Source organism: Streptomyces albipurpureus, from assembly GCF_023701525.1.
Taxonomy (GTDB): Bacteria; Actinomycetota; Actinomycetes; order Streptomycetales; family Streptomycetaceae; genus Streptomyces; species Streptomyces albipurpureus.
Map to the genome: position 1 here is coordinate 213,614 of NZ_JAMQAW010000003.1, position 15,226 is coordinate 228,839.

Here is a 15,226-nt window from a genome sequence, read left to right on the forward strand (position 1 = left end):
CTCGTGGGCCGTGCGCCGACCGGTCGTCTGCTCAAGGCGGCCGAGCGGGCCCGCCACGGGTCCGGCGAGCCCGTCGATCTCGGGGCACTCGGCCTCATCGGGGACTTCCCCGTGCCCGGGGCCGACCCCGAGGGCGGGACCCCACCCCACCGCGTCTCAACCTCGCCGACAGCGTCCAGAAGAATGGCGCAGCGCAGTGGCGTACTCGCGAGCCGCCGTGGCGCCGCCGGTAGATGGGTTGAACCACCCTGGCGCGACTACTGGAACCACCGGAGTCGGGACGGCTCCGGTCGGTGGCCGTTGACGGTGGTGCTGCGTCGGCCAGTGCGCGGACTCCTGCTACCCGCTCATGCGCGGTTCCTTCCGGCGGCGCCTGCGCGGGCTCCCCGCTGGTACTACTGGGACTGCCCGGCGTCGCGCCGCCGGCGCGCGCGCTCGAACTCAGCGGCATCCGGCATCCACGAGCCGTGCTGTTCGAGTGCGGCGCAGCCGCCGCGGACGAAGGCGCTCACCAGGTTCCGGTACCCGCCGATCCCGTCGACCAGGCTGTACTCGACCCGGTACTCCGGGTCCGACCCGCCTTCGCCCTCGCGCACCGTCGTGATCCGGGCGATGGAGTCCGCGTAGAAGTGGAGCTGGATGCCTTCGCCCCTCTCCTCGTCCTCGATGGTGAACACTTCGTTGTCCCCGGCAGAGCGATCGCCGACGAACTCCCAGAACTCCGCGGTGGCAGTGCGGGGATTGTCCGGGAGCCACTTCCTCTCGACGCCCTTGTCGTCGGTGAACGACAGGATCGTCTTCCTCGCACTCCCGCCGAAGCGGTCGCTGGCAGCCTCCTCGTCATCCTCCGTGGGCGTGCTCCTGGAGCGGGCCGCGGCCTCCGAGCACATCAGGAAGCTCACGGTACGCACCGCGTCATCGACGAGCTGAGGGTGTGCGCGGCGCACGGCCGCGTCGACCGTCGACGCCATCCGATCCCAGTCGCGCTTGTCCGTGGCGCGCTTTCCCCGTCGCGGATCGCGGCCGATCCGCAGTCCGGCGCACGCCTGCTCCGCGGTGGCGACCACACGCATGACCTCGGGCAGCAGCGCGGGATCGACGGCGTCGGGTGTCCGCCTCGGAACCGTCGCCCCGTACAGGTACTGGCCCGTGTACCTCAGAATCGCGGCGTCGAGTGGACCGGGTACTGCTCCGCGCTCGGCGCGACGGCGGTCCGCGTGGTACTCCTGAGCTCGCCTCCCGTTGGATGTCTCTGTCGCGGTGCGCATCGCCGCGCAGACCTGACCGCGCTCAAGCAGATCGATGTCAGCCCCATGGGCGATGAGTCGACCCCTGTCCCACCGGATGCGTTGGAAGAGCGCGTCGACGTCCGCGGGCGCGGAGAGGAGGATCGGGTCCAGCAGCGCGACGGCAGCGTTCTCGTCGAGCCGGTCCCGGGTCCCGGCGGCGTCGCACAGCGGAAGGACCGCACTCCACAACAGCAGGTGTCTGGCCAGGTCCTCCCGGATCACCGCAAGATGGGCTTCCCTGATCGAGAACGTGAACGTGCGAGGTGCGTGGTTGGCGTCGGCCCCGGCACCGAGCATCAGCTTCAGCTCACCGTCCTCGCGAACCACCTTCGGAATCCAGCCGCTCCGGCGCGCGAAAACGATGTCTCTCACAGACTCACTCTTCCCCATCAGACGAGACTAACGAGTCCTGCCCGCACCGATCCGACCGGCCGCTCTCGTGTACACGCACGCCCAGAGCGAGCAGGCTCGTCATGGTCGACTCAGCCGTTGAGCCTGAACTTCATCCGAGTCCCGGTGGAGAACACAGCCCGTCACCGACGCCCACCCGTCGATCGCGGCATTCGGCGGTGTGTTCCTGCTGATGATCTTCCTTGAGTTGTCTTCGAGGACCGTGACATCAAGTTGCTCGGCTGGCTGGAACGCCCGCTCGCCAAGATCGACATGCTGCCGGCCCGCATCGCCCTGGTCGTCCTGGCGATCAGCGCCATGACCTTCGCGACCCAGGCCCACCAGCACGGCGGCATGCACGTCGACAAGGCGGCGACGGTCCTGCTCTCGGGCGTCTTCGGACTCATCACCTACCTCGCCGTCGGCGGTCTCTCCGGCTGCTTCGCGAACAAGCTTGAGGAAGAGGAGGAGCGCGAGCGCGAGGCCGGGGAGGAGGCCAGGAGGAGCGGCAGGAAGGTCCCAGCGGTCGTGATCGCCGGCAAGGCCCCGTTCTTCATACTCCTCTATTTGGAGATCCTGGACGCCTCCTTCTCCTTCGACGGTGTCATCGCCGCCTTCGCGATCACCCATGACATCGTCCTGATGTCGCTCGGCCTCGGTATCGGCGCGATGTACGTCCGTTCGCTGACGGCCTACCTGGTCCGCCAGGGCACCCTCGACGACTACGCCTACCTGGAGCACGGCGCGCTGGCCGCGATCCTCATGATCTCCATCCGCCACCAGATCCCCGAGGCGGTCACCGGTCTCATCGGTGTCATCCTGATCGGCTGGTCCTTCTGGTCCTCCGTCCGCCGCAACCGCTAGCGGCGGACGAGGAAGAACAAGCCGGGCCCACCGAAAAGGCCGAGGTCCCCTGCGGCGTCTGACCCGGCACGGACACGGGCGCTTGGTGCCGCGCGGGTGGCCGGAAGCCGCTGCGGTCTCCTGCCGTGCACGGGCGGGCGAGGACGCTCCCCGGCCGTCGGCCGCGACCGCCGCCGTGGGACCGGAAGTGCTGCTGGGGCGCCGTCACCCGGAGGCCGGGCCCGTCCATGGGGCGGGGCGGACGCGTCGCACAGCGGGTGGCGCGGAGCAAAGTGAACGGGTGTACGAATCCAGCCGTTTCGGAGATCGGGCTTCCAACGAGTCACCGAATGCGGAAACTTGAGCTGCGGCGCGGGTTCCTGCTGGCCTGGAACAGACGAAGTGCCCATGCGTGTGTACGCCAATGTCATTGAAGAGATCAGGAGTGCCCGGATGGCCCGCTTGCGCGTTCGCCGACCCGTAACCCTTGTCGCGGCGGCAACCGCCCTGCTCCTCCTGGGGTCGGCGTCCGTGGCGGTGGCCGAACGCTCCGAACTGCGGCCGACCTCACGGCTGCTCCCGATACCGCCGGGAGGGCTCCACAGTTTCGTCAAGGGGTTGAACAGCAGCGGCACGGTCGTCGGCGAGTACTACGTGGAGGGCTCCGACGGGCCGCTCGCGATCCGGTGGAACGCCGGGCGTCCCGGCTACACCCGCCTGGCACCGCTGCCCGGTGAGCGGTTCAGCCGCGCGATCGCGCTCAGCGACCGCGGATGGGTGGTCGGCCTGTCCTACAACAGCCTGCCCAACTCCCACCCCGTCCGATGGACACCGGGCGCCGCCCCGACGCGGCTGACGCTTCCCGGTGGGTCGCGCGGCGGTAGCGCGTCGGCCGTCAACAACTCCGGGGTCGCGGTCGGCGACGCGTCCGAGGAGAACAACCGCTCCCGCCCTCTGCGCTGGCGGTCCGACGGCAGCAGGACCGATCTGCCCCTGCTGCCCGGCGACAACAGCGGCACCGCGACGTCGATCAACCGTGCGGGCACGGCGGTCGGGTGGACCGAGCAGCGCGACGGCGCCGGTGGCCCCGCGCATCCCGTGCGCTGGAACGCGGCGGGTGCCGTGAGCGCGTTGCCCCTCCCGGCGGGGTTCGTCGGGGCCCGTACGAGCCAGATCACCGACAACGGCGTGGTCTTCGGTCACGGGCGGCTTGCCGGGAGCACGGAGTACGACCGGGTCCTGGTGTGGGCGGCCGACGGCACCGTCCGCGACGCCGGGCGCGGGCGGGGATACGACGTCAACCGGGCTGGCACCGCCGTGGGAGCTTCGCTGGAGGACAACCCGAACGGCGATACGGCCCGCTGGAATGCGAACGGCACCCGGACAGTGCTCGCCAATCCGGCGGAAGCGGCCGGGGAGGTGCTGGCGATCAACAACCGGGGGACTGCCGTCGGGTACGCGTGGCCGCCGGCCGGTAACCCCGCGTTGGACAAGGCCCTGTTGTGGAAGCCCGACGGTACGGTCGTCCCGCTGCCGCCGTCACCTCTGGGTCCCTACGCCGCGGCGTTCGCGATCAACGACGCCGGAGTGATCGCCGGATTCGCCGTCGGTACCGACGGCGCCGGCAACGCGACGACCTGGCGTGCGACCGTCTGGAAGCGCTGAAGCCCGCCTCTTTGACGAGAGCTCCGGTAACGGGGGTCGGGTAGGGAATGCCGCTGGGGCCCTGGCGCGTCGTGCGCGAGGCGCCGGGGATCCCCCGGGCTGGAGCCGCTGCCCGTTGGCGGTTGGGACAGGTCGGCGTTCGACCGCCTTCGACAGGACCGGTGGCCTGCCTCATCCGTTCCCGCCGCTCTCAAGAGCCCGCCGACCACCGGTCGATCAGTGCGGAACCCTGGCTGCAAGCAGCCTTCGATGCCGCCGAGCGACCAAAACCAGATCTGCGCTTGGCGGAGTAAGGAACCCGTCCCGTGCGCCCTCGTCTTGGTCGTGGGCATCGGGGCATATCGATCCGACGAGGAGCCCAGCGCTCCCGGGCGAGGCGGTGACGGCCGTGGTGGCCGCTGCCCACGACGGCTTCGCCCCGGCCTCCGCACTCGGCGGCGCGGCCACCGGCCAGGAGAGGATGCTCGGCGCCCGAGCCCTCCAAGGCGTCTTCGGCGCGATCTCCCTGCTCGCGTGGTGTTCACCGATGTCACGGAACGGGCCGAACGCCGCATGCTGAGCGAGCGTGTCGCGTAGGCAGGGGGCCATGCTGGAGCCACTCGAGTAGTTCGTCGTGGCGGACCTGGTAGACGGTGCCGGCCGATCGCAGCAGACCGCGTTCATGGCACCAGTGGAGGAATGCGGCCAGGCGCCATGGCAGCTTGCCGCGGGTGGCCGAGATCAGGCCGAGGTACTGGCGACTGGTGACCGCGACAAAACCGGGCCCGGCAGCCACACCGCAGGCCAGGGCAGTGATGACGGCGAGCGGCCAGGGAACCCGCAACCACTCGACGCACAGCGTCCCATAGAGCGTGAGGGCCACGACGACGGCACCGGACACCACCCCCGCCATCGCGTCATTGCGCAGCGGGGTCAACGGCGTGCGCACCCCGGGCGGGTCCGGGTCCGGGTCTCCGCCGTCTTTGCGCCGAGCGGCGCGCAGCCCGGCGGGTACCCCCACCGCCAGGCCGATTGCTCCGGCACCGCATCCCGCGGTGAGGCCGATGAAGTCGCCGAGTCGACCGGCGATGAGCCCGGCCGTCACTATCACCGCGAGGGCGGACGGGGTGCTGACCGCGACCAGATGGCGGCGGTCGATGTCGGCCCGCACCGAGAGTGCCAGGCCGAAGCCGAAGACGACAGTGAACCCGGCGCCGGCGGCCAGTGCGAAGCCCGGGCCGAACAGGGGCGTCAGCGGCAGCATGAGGACGCCGCCCAGTGTGGCGCCCAGGGCGATACGGCTCCAGCCGCGTCTGCTGCGTAGCCGCTGGAACAGGATTCGGCGGGGCTGGACGTACGGTGCACGTGCGTTCCAGGCCGACAGCAGCGGCACCGGGGTCAGCAGTGCGAGCAGTACCGCGCCAGGCAGTGGCAGGGCCTGGTTGCGGTGGAAACAGAACGCCAGGGAGAGCAGGGCAGGCAGCCAGAAGGCGATGGTGATGGCCGCGGCGGCATAGCGGGCGCCGCGCGGCCCAGCGACCGGCCACAGCGTATGGATGGCCAGGTCTCGGGATGGTACGACGGCACCGCCGCCGTCGGACGGCGCCGAGTGGCCACCGCGCAGGCTTGCGGTGAGTAGCCGCAGCCACTGAGTCACGGCTCGCGCCTGGTACGGCCGGCGCCGGTCGGCCGGATCCGGCTCACACAAGGACGGGATGAGTTCCTTCAGCAGCGCCGCGCGCAGTTCCTCCTGATCTCGGCCGGCTGAGGCCGGTACCCCGACGAAGGAGCGGAGGCTCTTGGCACCGGCTTCCGTCTGCGATGCCAGTGACGCCAGGGTGAGCATCCAGGGTGAGGACAGCACGGCTCTCGTGGCCGTCTCCGGTGCGAAGAGATCATCCTGCAAATCGGTAAGCCGGGCCCTGTTCCTGGCCCGTTCGTCCAGGAACCGCCGACCGTCGACGGCCTGGACCTCCTCGATCCGCACCGTCGCACAGTCCAGTAGACGCTGATCGGCGCGGCTGAGCTCGGCGTACTCATCCGATCGGCAGGTCAGTACCAAGGGCCCGGCGAACCGGTTGAGCTGGGCCAGCGCGGCGATGGCCCTGGGCCGTCCGCTGCCTGGAGGGTCCATCTCGTCGAGGCCGTCCAGAACCGGCATGATGCGCCCGGACGCCAGTAAGTCCCGTGCCCTGGTCCGGGCCCCGTCCAGGTACTCGTGAGCGAAGCGCGCGGTGAACCAGTCGGCGAACATCGTGGTGGGGTCCCATTCCGACAGACCGACCGGCACCGGCACCGGACCGTTGTGGCGCTTGCGGGCGAGCACCCGATGGACGGCTTCATAAGCCAGGAGCGTCTTGCCCGAGCCGGGTCGGCCCGTGATGACCAGGCGCTTCGGCCGCAGCACATCCAGATAGCGGGCGATGCCGTCGAAGTCCCCGCGCGGCCAGGCCGTGTCCGCGTCCCTGCCGCCCTGCGGTACGGTGACGAAGGTGACGTTGATGGCCTTGCTGTCGTTGCCCAGCAGTTGCCGACGACGTCGTGCGACTTCCCCCCTGACGGCCTCGCCCAGTGTGTGGACCGCCGCTTCGCGGCCGGCTCCCGACGACTGGGGGCGACGGAGCCAATCGATGACCCACCCGGTCAGAATGCCGGAGAGCGTCGATCCGATCGGCCAAGTGATGCCCGCCGCGTCCGGGGTCAGCGCCCAGAGCGCCAGGATCGTCAGCGTCCCTCCCGCGGCAGGCACCAGCAGCCTTTTCGCTTGGTGCCGAAGGGAGGGTGGCGGTATGGCGATTGGCGCGTAGTCCAGCTCGTCGTCGGGATCTGGAGACACTCCGTCGATTTCCTCGGTGACGAAGTGGACACCGTGGGCGCGCAATGTCTGTTCGAATCCCGGCAGTTCGGCGAGGGCGCTGACGGGTACGGCTTCCAGCACACCGGGCGCGAAGCTCTTCTCCGTCGTCACGACCGCGATCAGATGTGGTCCGCACAGCAGCCCGGTCCCGGAGCTGCCGTGCCAGCCCGAGCGGCTCGGCACGATGCCCACATCGACATGGACCGTGGTCATCCGCGACTTCATGCCGTGCAACGGGTCCACATGGCCGCGTATCGGCATGGTGTCCCGCGCGTGGTCGGGACGCGCGACCGCGTCGGGAAAGCCGAGTCCCAGGCAGGGCACGCGGTTCTTGCCCACAACCCGCCCAAATCGCACCGGCGGAGTCAGTGGCGGTCGCCAGTCCGCCCCGGTGATCCGCAGCAGCGCGGCGTCCGCGTCCGGCAGCACCTCCGAAGCTGCCTGTTCCGGGAGCCACAGTAATTCGGCAGCCGCCCAGTCCGTGTGGCCCTCCCAATCCAGCTGCCGGACCTCCACACTGCCGCGCATCCGGACCCCGTCCACGACGTGGTGCGCGGTGAGCACCACGTCGTCACTGACGAGGTATCCGCTGCCCGACTTCCCTAGGACCGGATTCCAGATTTCCATGACCCGTGACTCGTCCATCACTCGTCCCGTTCGTCATGAGACGAGTTGTGTTCCGTCCAGACCATTCGCGCTATCGCGGACGCTGGGGAGAGTCGGCGGAGATCCTCAGATCATTGTCGTCGCCGTCGACCGGCTGCAACGTGAGCTTGACGCGGTGGGTCTGGCCCACGCTCGCCGCACCATGGGCCTCCACCGTCCAGGGCAGAACAAAGATCTTGGCCTTGGCCCCGCCGTCCTTCTTGACCTCCACGGTGAACTCAAGCTCCACCGGCCCCGTCCTGAACTTCAGGGGCTCCTCCCTGCCCGCTTCCAAGGCGCTCTGCAACTCGGCTCGAATCGCGCTGATGGTCTCCCCCAGCTCAGCCCATGGTTCCTGCGGCACGTCGGTACCTCTCTGATGAGACCTTGACACCCGGACGGACGACGCCAAACGGGCATGACTAAAGCTACGTTGGCCGATATCGGTTTGAACCGTAGCCGTTCCCGATCTCCTCGGGGGGCGGGATCAGCAAACAACCCGCCGATCCGGCACCATCACACCCTGCGCGGGGTTGTGCGCGAAGTCCCGCTGCCAGAGGCCGAGTTGGCGTGACAGCGGTAGGTCGGAGCCCAGCTGAGTGAGCGCGCGGCCCCTCATGGGCTTGACCACAACCCGCTGACCACCGGCCGCCCGGTCGGCAACCCGCGGACCTCTCGCCCGAGCTCCCACGGGACCCACGGTTCCCGGCCCCGCTTCTGGCGGGAGGCCGTATGGCCGCCAGGCCCAGCCGCCCCGGCATAGCCGCCATCCGCGGCTCGGCTCGACCACGTCCCGCCCACCGCCACCGTTTGCCGCACGAGAGTTGAGCGCGATCGTCGTCAGGGGTGCCACTCCACGGTGCGCGAGCCAGGTCAGCCGCGACCGGTTCCGCGCACCGTTCTGAGCGGGGTCCTCGATATGACGCAGTCGTGTCCCGTTGATCCGACCCCGTGCCGTAGAGGGTGAATCGGAGAGCGGCCCGGGTTGTGGGGGTTGGTCAGGTGTCTGTTGCGCTGAGGAAGTCTTGGATGGGCGGGGCCACCACCCTGGCGAGGTCCTCCGTGGTGTGCAGGCTTTCGGAGACGGCTACCGGGGCCAGCCGGCCGTGGGGAAGAGTGCGGGCGACCTGCTCGGCCAGGGCGGTCGGGTGGCGTGCGTCGGTGCCGGGGATGACGAGGACCGGGGAGCGTAGATCGCTCAGGTCGGTCACATCCCGGAAGGCGCGGTCACGGCCGATGGAGGCGGCGGCGGCGATGCTGGGCGGGTCGGAGCGGGGGATCGCAGCCCGTACCGCCGCACCGATGATCGGCGGGAACATGCTCAGGACGGGGGCCCAAGCGGCCTCCAGGCCCTGGGAAGTGACCCGCTCGGCGAAGTCGTCCAAGAACGCGGTCTCCCTCTCCTTGGCGTCGTCGTCCTCGATGTCCTCGACACCGATCAGAATGCCCGCACGGATCCGGTCAGGGTGGGCGAGGGCGGCGCGCAGAGTGATCGTCGACCCCAGCCCGGTGCCGCCGACGACCGCCCGGGCCTCGCCGAGGTGGTCGAGCAGGGCGATGAGGTCGGCGGTGTACTGGGCCCAGGTGTGGCGGGCCGGGTCGGCGCACCAGGAACGTCCGTATCCGCGTACGTCCGGCAGTACGACCGTGTGCTGGGCGGTCAGCCGCTCGGCGAGCGGCAGCAGGCTGCGGTGGTCAGGGCCGCCACCGTGCAGGAGGACGATGGTGCTGGCAGCGGTGCCAAGAGCGACGGCGTGTAGAGGTGTTCCCTCGGAAGCGATGTAGGTGAACTCTTCCATGGCGGGTAAGCCTCGCCCAAGTCCGCTGACTTGGCCACTCTCACGCCTCTTCCGCCTGCGGCAGCCCCCCGTGGGCGTGCGCCGCGGCCCAGATCGCGTCGCCCGCGAAGTCGACGTCGTAGCCCAGCAGTCCGCCGAGCAGCGCGTCGCAGGCCGCGCGGCCTGCCGCGTCCGTGGTCACACGGCAGCGTTCCCGGCCGCCGGAGGTGAAGACGAGGAGACGGCCGCGGACCGGGTGGCCTGTCGCGGTGTCGGTGAGGGTGGCGGTCGCCCGGCCGAGGGAGACCGGGCCCGCGCGGAGCGTGCTCGCGTACGGCGTCGCCGGGCTCATCCGCAGGGTCGCGGCGACCGTGGTGTCGTCCTGGGCCGCATCCCGGGACCAGAGGAGCAGTAGACCGGAGTCGGCGGCTCCGGTGCTGGCGCGGCAGGACGAAGCGGGGCCGCTGATGTCGCGTTCCGGGTCGGTGACATAGCCGCCGACGGGGGCGAAGACCGCCTCCGGCAGACAGACGAACTGCACCCGGTCGGGGACCGCGCCGGGGTTGCCCGTGGCGGAGACCGCGACGGCGAACGTGGGGGCGCCGGGGTTGGCGTACTGGTCGGCCACGGCGAGATCGCCCGTAGCGCGGTCGAAGGTCTGTTCCGTCGACGAGACGGGGTCGAAGGGGCGGAACGACGACCCGGCGGCGCCGAGCTGGGCCACCGGGCCGTCGTCCCCGGCGAGCGCCGTGTCCCAGAGGTACTCGACCAGGAAGCGGTGCCGTTCCGTACGGGTGTCCGTGATCCTGGTGGTGACGGCGACCCGGGAGTCCGCGGTCGTCGTTCCGCTGACTTGGACCCGCTGCTCCAGGTCGAAGGCGTCGCGCACCGACCACCGGGTCACCGACTCGGCCCCGTCGATCCGGACGGACCGTACCGACGGGTCGAGGGACTCCTCGTCGGCGTGGGTGAGCAACTGGCCCTGGACGTAGACCCGTCCCGTGCCCAGATCCGCGACCCGCAGAAAGCTGGTGCCGGGGACACCGCCGCCGTAGAGCACGTCCCGGCCCGGCCCCGCCGGGTTCTGTTCGCCGGTGAGGAGCGTGAACGCACCGGCGCCGGGCCGTTCACGGCCGTTGACGTACGCCTGGAAGATGCCGTTGCCGAAGCCGCCCGGTGGCAGCGCGGCGGGAGAGGTCCCGCTGGAGGTGGAGGCGGTCATCACTGTCCTTCGAGTGGTACGGCCAGGGGCTGTTCAGATCTCGACGGCGTCCGCGTACACCAGACGGCTCCCGGCCGTCGGCAGCACCTCTCGCTCCTCGACCAGCAGCCGCAGAGGCGCGGTTCCGGGCGGCGCGGGAAGGGTGACGTCGGCGCTCCACTGCCCGCCGCCGCCCGGTACCGGTGGCAGCGGCGACTCGGACTCGGTACGCCAGCCCAGCGCGCCCGACTGACCGGTGGCGGCGGTCTGGAGCAGCAGGGTGAGCCGAGCGCCGCGCGCCGGGTCGCCGGCGTACGTCGGTCCTGACACGGTGACGGTGGCCCGCGCCGGGTCATCGGCGCCGAAGGCCACGGACAGGGTGCGGTCCGGGTTGAGCTGGGCGAACTGGGCGAGGGCCACGGGGGAGAGCTCCAGGCCGGAGAGGGACCGCCGCTGATAGCGGGCGAACGCGAACCGCAGGAAGGGGCGGTAGGCGCGCTGCGGTGTCATGGTGAGATCGCAGTACCACATCCGGCACCGCTCGTCGTAGCCGACGGCGTGCGCGGCCACGGCGACCCCCGGCAGATCCGGTACGGTCCCCGATTCGGCGAGCACCAGTCCGGTCGCCGTCCGCGTGGCGCGGGGGAACTCGGCGGGACCCGGCGCGGCGGCGGTGGGCGCGGAGGCGTACAGCGGGTCCTGGCCGCGGAGGGTGACCCAGGGGCGCAGGGCGGGCGGCGGCGCCCCGTTCGCGGCGAGGACGACGCCGAGCTCCTCGCCGTCGCCGGATGAGTACCAGGGGCGGCGCAGATAGACCCGGAGCCCGTTGCCGCGCCGGGTGCTGGTGGTCCCGGTGTCGACGTGGGCCCGCTCCCAGCCGAAGGTGGGGACGAGATAGGCGATGTCGGGCGGGGCCGGCCGGGCCGACGACCGTACGATGACGACGACGGGGCGCTGTGTCTCGGTGTTGATCCGCGTTACGGGGCCGGTCACGAAACCGGCTTCGACGGTGGCGCCGTCGGGGATCGCCGAGTCGGGTCCCGAGCGGCGGATCGTCCCGGCGGCCAGGTCGGCGACGTAGTCGGTGTCGGCGAACTCCCGGCCGGCGGCGGGGTCGAGGACGGTGAGCGTGCCGGAGGCGATCTCGCGGGGCGCGATCACCGAGGGCTCCACCCCGGTCAGGACCGCCCGCGCGGTCTCGGTGAAGAAGTCGCCGAAGCGGGTGGAGGCCACGGCGGTGTAGGTGACCGTACGGTGCAGGGTGTCGTGGAACTCGTGCCGGGCGTCGAGCCTGAGCCGGTCGCCGTCGGGGTCGGTCGGAGCGGTGGCGAGGGTCGTGAGATGGGACCGGCCCGCGCGCAGGACGGGCGCGGGGTCGGCGGGGGCGTCGCCCGGCTCGGTCCACTCGGCGCGGATGTCGACCTTGGCCGTGCTGGCGCGGTCGAGGGTGAGGACGTCCACGATCCGGGCCGAGGTGTCGCCGGGGACCCGGACGGCGAGCGGTTTGCCGAACACCGCGGGCGCGACGGGCTGCCGGACGGCGTGGACCAGCTTCAGCGGCCGGGTGGGCGTGAGCTGCCAGAGCCGTCCCTGCGCCGCCAGTCGGCGCAGATCGTCGACGGTGGTGCCGGGCGGCGGTGTCAGACCGCTGTCGAGGAACCACTGCCAGATGCCGAGGGCGTCCAGATCGTCCTCGTCGATCCGCGCGGAGCAGACGATGTCGGCGGTCCGGCCCGGCGGCAGTCGGACCGTGAGCACCCGCCGGACGGTGTCGTACCCGGGGGCGCCGGTGCCGTGCTCCAGACGCAGGCTGAACGGGGCGCGGCGCGGCCAGGAGAGCCGGTCGTCGAAGGCGACGGGGAAGACCTCGCCGGGCGGCAGCCCGGGCAGGCCCCGGAAGGCGGCGCCCCGGGCGAGGACGTCCGGCAGATACGGCACTTCCAGCGGGGCGAGTTCGAAGTACGGGGTGTCGCCCCAGCCTCCGGGGTCCTCGGCGCCGCCGGTGAAACCGGCCGTATCGCGGCGCACGATGTCGTCGTACGCGAGCCGGTCCATGCCCCCGGGGTTCACGGGGGTGGGCGCGACGTCGTACATCCCGTGCCGCTCGGCCGCCGCCGGGCTGGTCCGCCGGGGCACGATCCGGCGCTCGCAGATCTCCTCGGCGGGGTCGTCGTAGTTGCCCCTGATCACCAGGAGGGCGAGCGACTCGCCTTGGGTGCGCGGCGCGGCGGGCAGCAGATCGGGGGAGCCGACGGGGTCGAAGCGGAGATGGCGCACGAGCGGGGTGGCGGCGGAGAAGTCCTCGGCGGCGGGGTCGTGCGGGCCGGGTCCGTTGCCGGTGACGTCGACCATACGGGCCCGGAAGCGGTAGCCGCGGCCGTACCGCAGCTTGGGCAGGCCGAGGGCGCGGAAGGAGGTACGGAGCCGGATGGGCCCGGTGGGATCGGTGTCGGGGCCGATGGTCACCTCCTCCCCGTTCACGGTACGGGTGATGCCGCCGGGGCGGCTCGCGGCGAGGCTGTAGCCGTCCCAGGCGAAGATCGACTCATGGAGGTAGATCGTCGGATCGCCGTCGACGGCGGTGCTGTGCGCGAGATGGACGGTGCCCTCGTCCCGGGCCTCGAACCGGAGTTCGCCGCAGTCGTAGGTACCGGCGCGGCGGCACAGGGAGTGCCAGCGCCGGGTCACGTCGTCCCAGACGTCGACCCGGATGCCGTACTCCAACTCCTCCGCGCCGAACGGTTCGTCGGCGAGCAGCGACGGCGAAGCCGCGGCCCGGGACGTGGCCCGGGTCAACCGGTCGCGCAAGTCCCGGGCCCGGCCGCGCTGCGCCACACCGATGCTGTCGGCGCGGTGGCTGGGCAGGGGGGCCGGCTCGCCGCCGGGTTCGACGGCGATCGGGAGGGCGGCGTCGGGCGGTACGGCCGGTGCTCCGGAGAAGCCGTCGTTGCGGTCGAGGAGTTTTCGGCCGAAGCCGGAGAGCGCGTCCGCGGTGCCGTCCGCGTCGATCTCCACCACCTCGAACCGGTCGGAGTCCAGCCGGAGCAGCCCGTTCCCGACGAGGGTCCCGGCGGGCTTCGCGGTGAAGCGGGTGGCGGTCAGCGTCGCGTTCACCGCGGGCAGGACGGCCTCGTAGGGGCCGGTCGGGGCCAGCGGCGGCCACTCCACCCGCAGGGCGACGGCCACCGGGTCCCCGGCGGCCGGTACCCCGGGCGCCCCGGCGTCCACGGTGAGGTCGACGACCAGTCCCAGGGCCCGCTGGAGCGCCGGGTACTGGGCGAGGGCGCCGAGCGCGGCGTGGAAGTCGACGGGGTCGCCGTCGGCGATCCGGGCGGTATGGGCGGTCAGACCACCGCCGCCGGGTGAGGGGTTGTCCTCCGCCCTGCGGTCGTGGAACTGGTGGGCGAGAAGGAAGTCGATCTGCGCGGAGCTGAACGGTTCGAACGGTGAGTCGGGGTCCTCCAGCCGGCCGCCGAGGAAGTAGCCGTCCCTGGCCAGCGCGTCGGCGATGAGGGTACGGGCGCGGGCGAGCCGGGCCGGGGGGATGGGGATGTCCGTGACGAGGTCCTGGTCCCCGCCCCCGTTCCGGCCCCCGTCCGTCAGGCCGGGGCCGCGGGAGGCCATCCCGTTGACGCTGAGGGGCGCGGTGGCGTGGAACGCCGTGGCGGCGGCGTGCTCGGAGCGGGCCAGGTCACGGGCGCTGACGGGCGGCCAGGAGCGGATGGGCGGCACGGTCGCGGCGGCCAGGGCCACGGCCCGGGTGACCACGGGAGTGGTGCCGGGGAAGAGCTGCCGCCACAGATCGAGCCGGGGCCCGGGGCCTGCGGGCACGGCCGGGACCGCGGGCCCGGCTCCGAAGACCAGGGAGTAGCGGGGCCGCTGGGCGGGCCACTCCAGCCACTCGGGATAGCCCGCGAGCGTCGCCGCGGCTCCCGCGAGCCGCGGCGAGACGAGGACGGACAGCTTGAGCCTGCCGCCTTCGCGCCCGGCCGGTACCGGGGTCCAGACGATGCGTGAGGCTGCCATGGGGTGGTCTCCTCGGACTGAGTGGCGCAGCGGCGGGGGGTGGGGGAGCACGGCGGGAGCGGGGGCGTCAGGCCGCGAACGCGGCGCAGTACTGCTCCCAGTCCTCGCGGGACATCAGATCGCCGAACGAGGTGGGCTCGTCGGCGGCGCCGACGGCTCGGGCGCCCCGCCCCCCGGTGAGCGATTCGTCGGAGATGCTGCCCTGGAGGTTGTAGAAGAACTCCAGGGCGACGGAGACATGGAAGAAGAGGATGTCGATGGATACGGTCAGCCGGGCGTGCGCGGTCACCGCGGACTCGCTACCCAGCTGCCGGTACTGGAGATCGGCGTAGAACTCGGCCGTGATGCTGATCAGCCCGAGGACGCTCAGCCGCCCGGTGGCCCGGACATAGCCGCGGAGCACGACCTCGTCCTTGGAGTTCTCGTCGTCCTCGTCACCCCGCTCCAGCTTGAAGTAGACGCCGATGGCGATCCTGGCGAGGCCGGTGGCGACGATGCCGAAGTCGAAGGCGAGGGTGTATGTGGCCTCCAGCGCGCCCTCGATCTTCTCCAT

At 71.5% G+C, this 15,226-nt stretch carries 7 protein-coding genes and 1 pseudogene; 2 read left to right on the forward strand and 6 right to left on the reverse strand.

The window, feature by feature from the left end:
* Nucleotides 1-395 precede the first annotated feature (395 nt).
* Nucleotides 396-1,661: a DUF6357 family protein gene (locus NBG84_RS04310; RefSeq protein ID WP_250917899.1), complete on the reverse strand. Its 1,266-nt coding sequence runs from the start codon at nt 1,659-1,661 to the stop codon at nt 396-398.
* 154 nt (nt 1,662-1,815) lie between these two features.
* On the opposite strand from NBG84_RS04310, the pseudogene NBG84_RS04315 reads away from it, so the two are divergent.
* Together NBG84_RS04315 and NBG84_RS04320 are read left to right on the forward strand one after the other, a co-directional pair.
* Nucleotides 1,816-2,605 (forward strand): annotated as a pseudogene (locus NBG84_RS04315) (DUF475 domain-containing protein); the annotation flags it as partial.
* Nucleotides 2,606-2,930: 325 nt separating this feature from the next.
* On the forward strand, nt 2,931-4,187 hold the full coding sequence (locus NBG84_RS04320) for a hypothetical protein (protein ID WP_250917900.1): 1,257 nt from the start codon (nt 2,931-2,933) through the stop codon (nt 4,185-4,187).
* A 529-nt stretch (nt 4,188-4,716) separates the two neighbouring features.
* Here the strand turns inward: NBG84_RS04320 and NBG84_RS04325 are convergent.
* The 5 genes from NBG84_RS04325 to NBG84_RS04345 all read right to left on the reverse strand — a co-directional run bounded on the left by NBG84_RS04325 (nt 4,717) and on the right by NBG84_RS04345 (nt 14,673).
* On the reverse strand, nt 4,717-7,668 hold the full coding sequence (locus NBG84_RS04325; RefSeq protein WP_250917901.1) for an NACHT domain-containing protein: 2,952 nt from the start codon (nt 7,666-7,668) through the stop codon (nt 4,717-4,719).
* Nucleotides 7,669-7,720: 52 nt separating this feature from the next.
* Nucleotides 7,721-8,032, reverse strand: coding sequence for a trypco2 family protein (locus tag NBG84_RS04330; RefSeq protein ID WP_250917902.1), 312 nt, complete (start codon nt 8,030-8,032; stop codon nt 7,721-7,723).
* Nucleotides 8,033-8,666: 634 nt separating this feature from the next.
* On the reverse strand, nt 8,667-9,467 hold the full coding sequence (locus NBG84_RS04335; protein ID WP_250917903.1) for an alpha/beta fold hydrolase: 801 nt from the start codon (nt 9,465-9,467) through the stop codon (nt 8,667-8,669).
* A gap of 40 nt (nt 9,468-9,507) precedes the next feature.
* Nucleotides 9,508-10,668: a hypothetical protein gene (locus NBG84_RS04340; protein WP_250917904.1), complete on the reverse strand. Its 1,161-nt coding sequence runs from the start codon at nt 10,666-10,668 to the stop codon at nt 9,508-9,510.
* Nucleotides 10,669-10,701: 33 nt separating this feature from the next.
* Nucleotides 10,702-14,673, reverse strand: a complete 3,972-nt coding sequence (locus NBG84_RS04345; protein WP_250917905.1) for a hypothetical protein — start codon at nt 14,671-14,673, stop codon at nt 10,702-10,704.
* Between the last annotated feature and the right edge of the window lie 553 nt (nt 14,674-15,226).

Bases quoted from the DNA above. Each gene is read 5' to 3' on its own strand.
- NBG84_RS04320 (WP_250917900.1), top strand. From the start codon at position 2,931: ATGCGTGTGTACGCCAATGTCATTGAAGAGATCAGGAGTGCCCGGATG.
- NBG84_RS04325 (WP_250917901.1), bottom strand. From the start codon at position 7,668: ATGGACGAGTCACGGGTCATGGAAATCTGGAATCCGGTCCTAGGGAAG.
- NBG84_RS04335 (WP_250917903.1), bottom strand. From the start codon at position 9,467: ATGGAAGAGTTCACCTACATCGCTTCCGAGGGAACACCTCTACACGCC.
- NBG84_RS04340 (WP_250917904.1), bottom strand. From the start codon at position 10,668: ATGACCGCCTCCACCTCCAGCGGGACCTCTCCCGCCGCGCTGCCACCG.
- NBG84_RS04345 (WP_250917905.1), bottom strand. From the start codon at position 14,673: ATGGCAGCCTCACGCATCGTCTGGACCCCGGTACCGGCCGGGCGCGAA.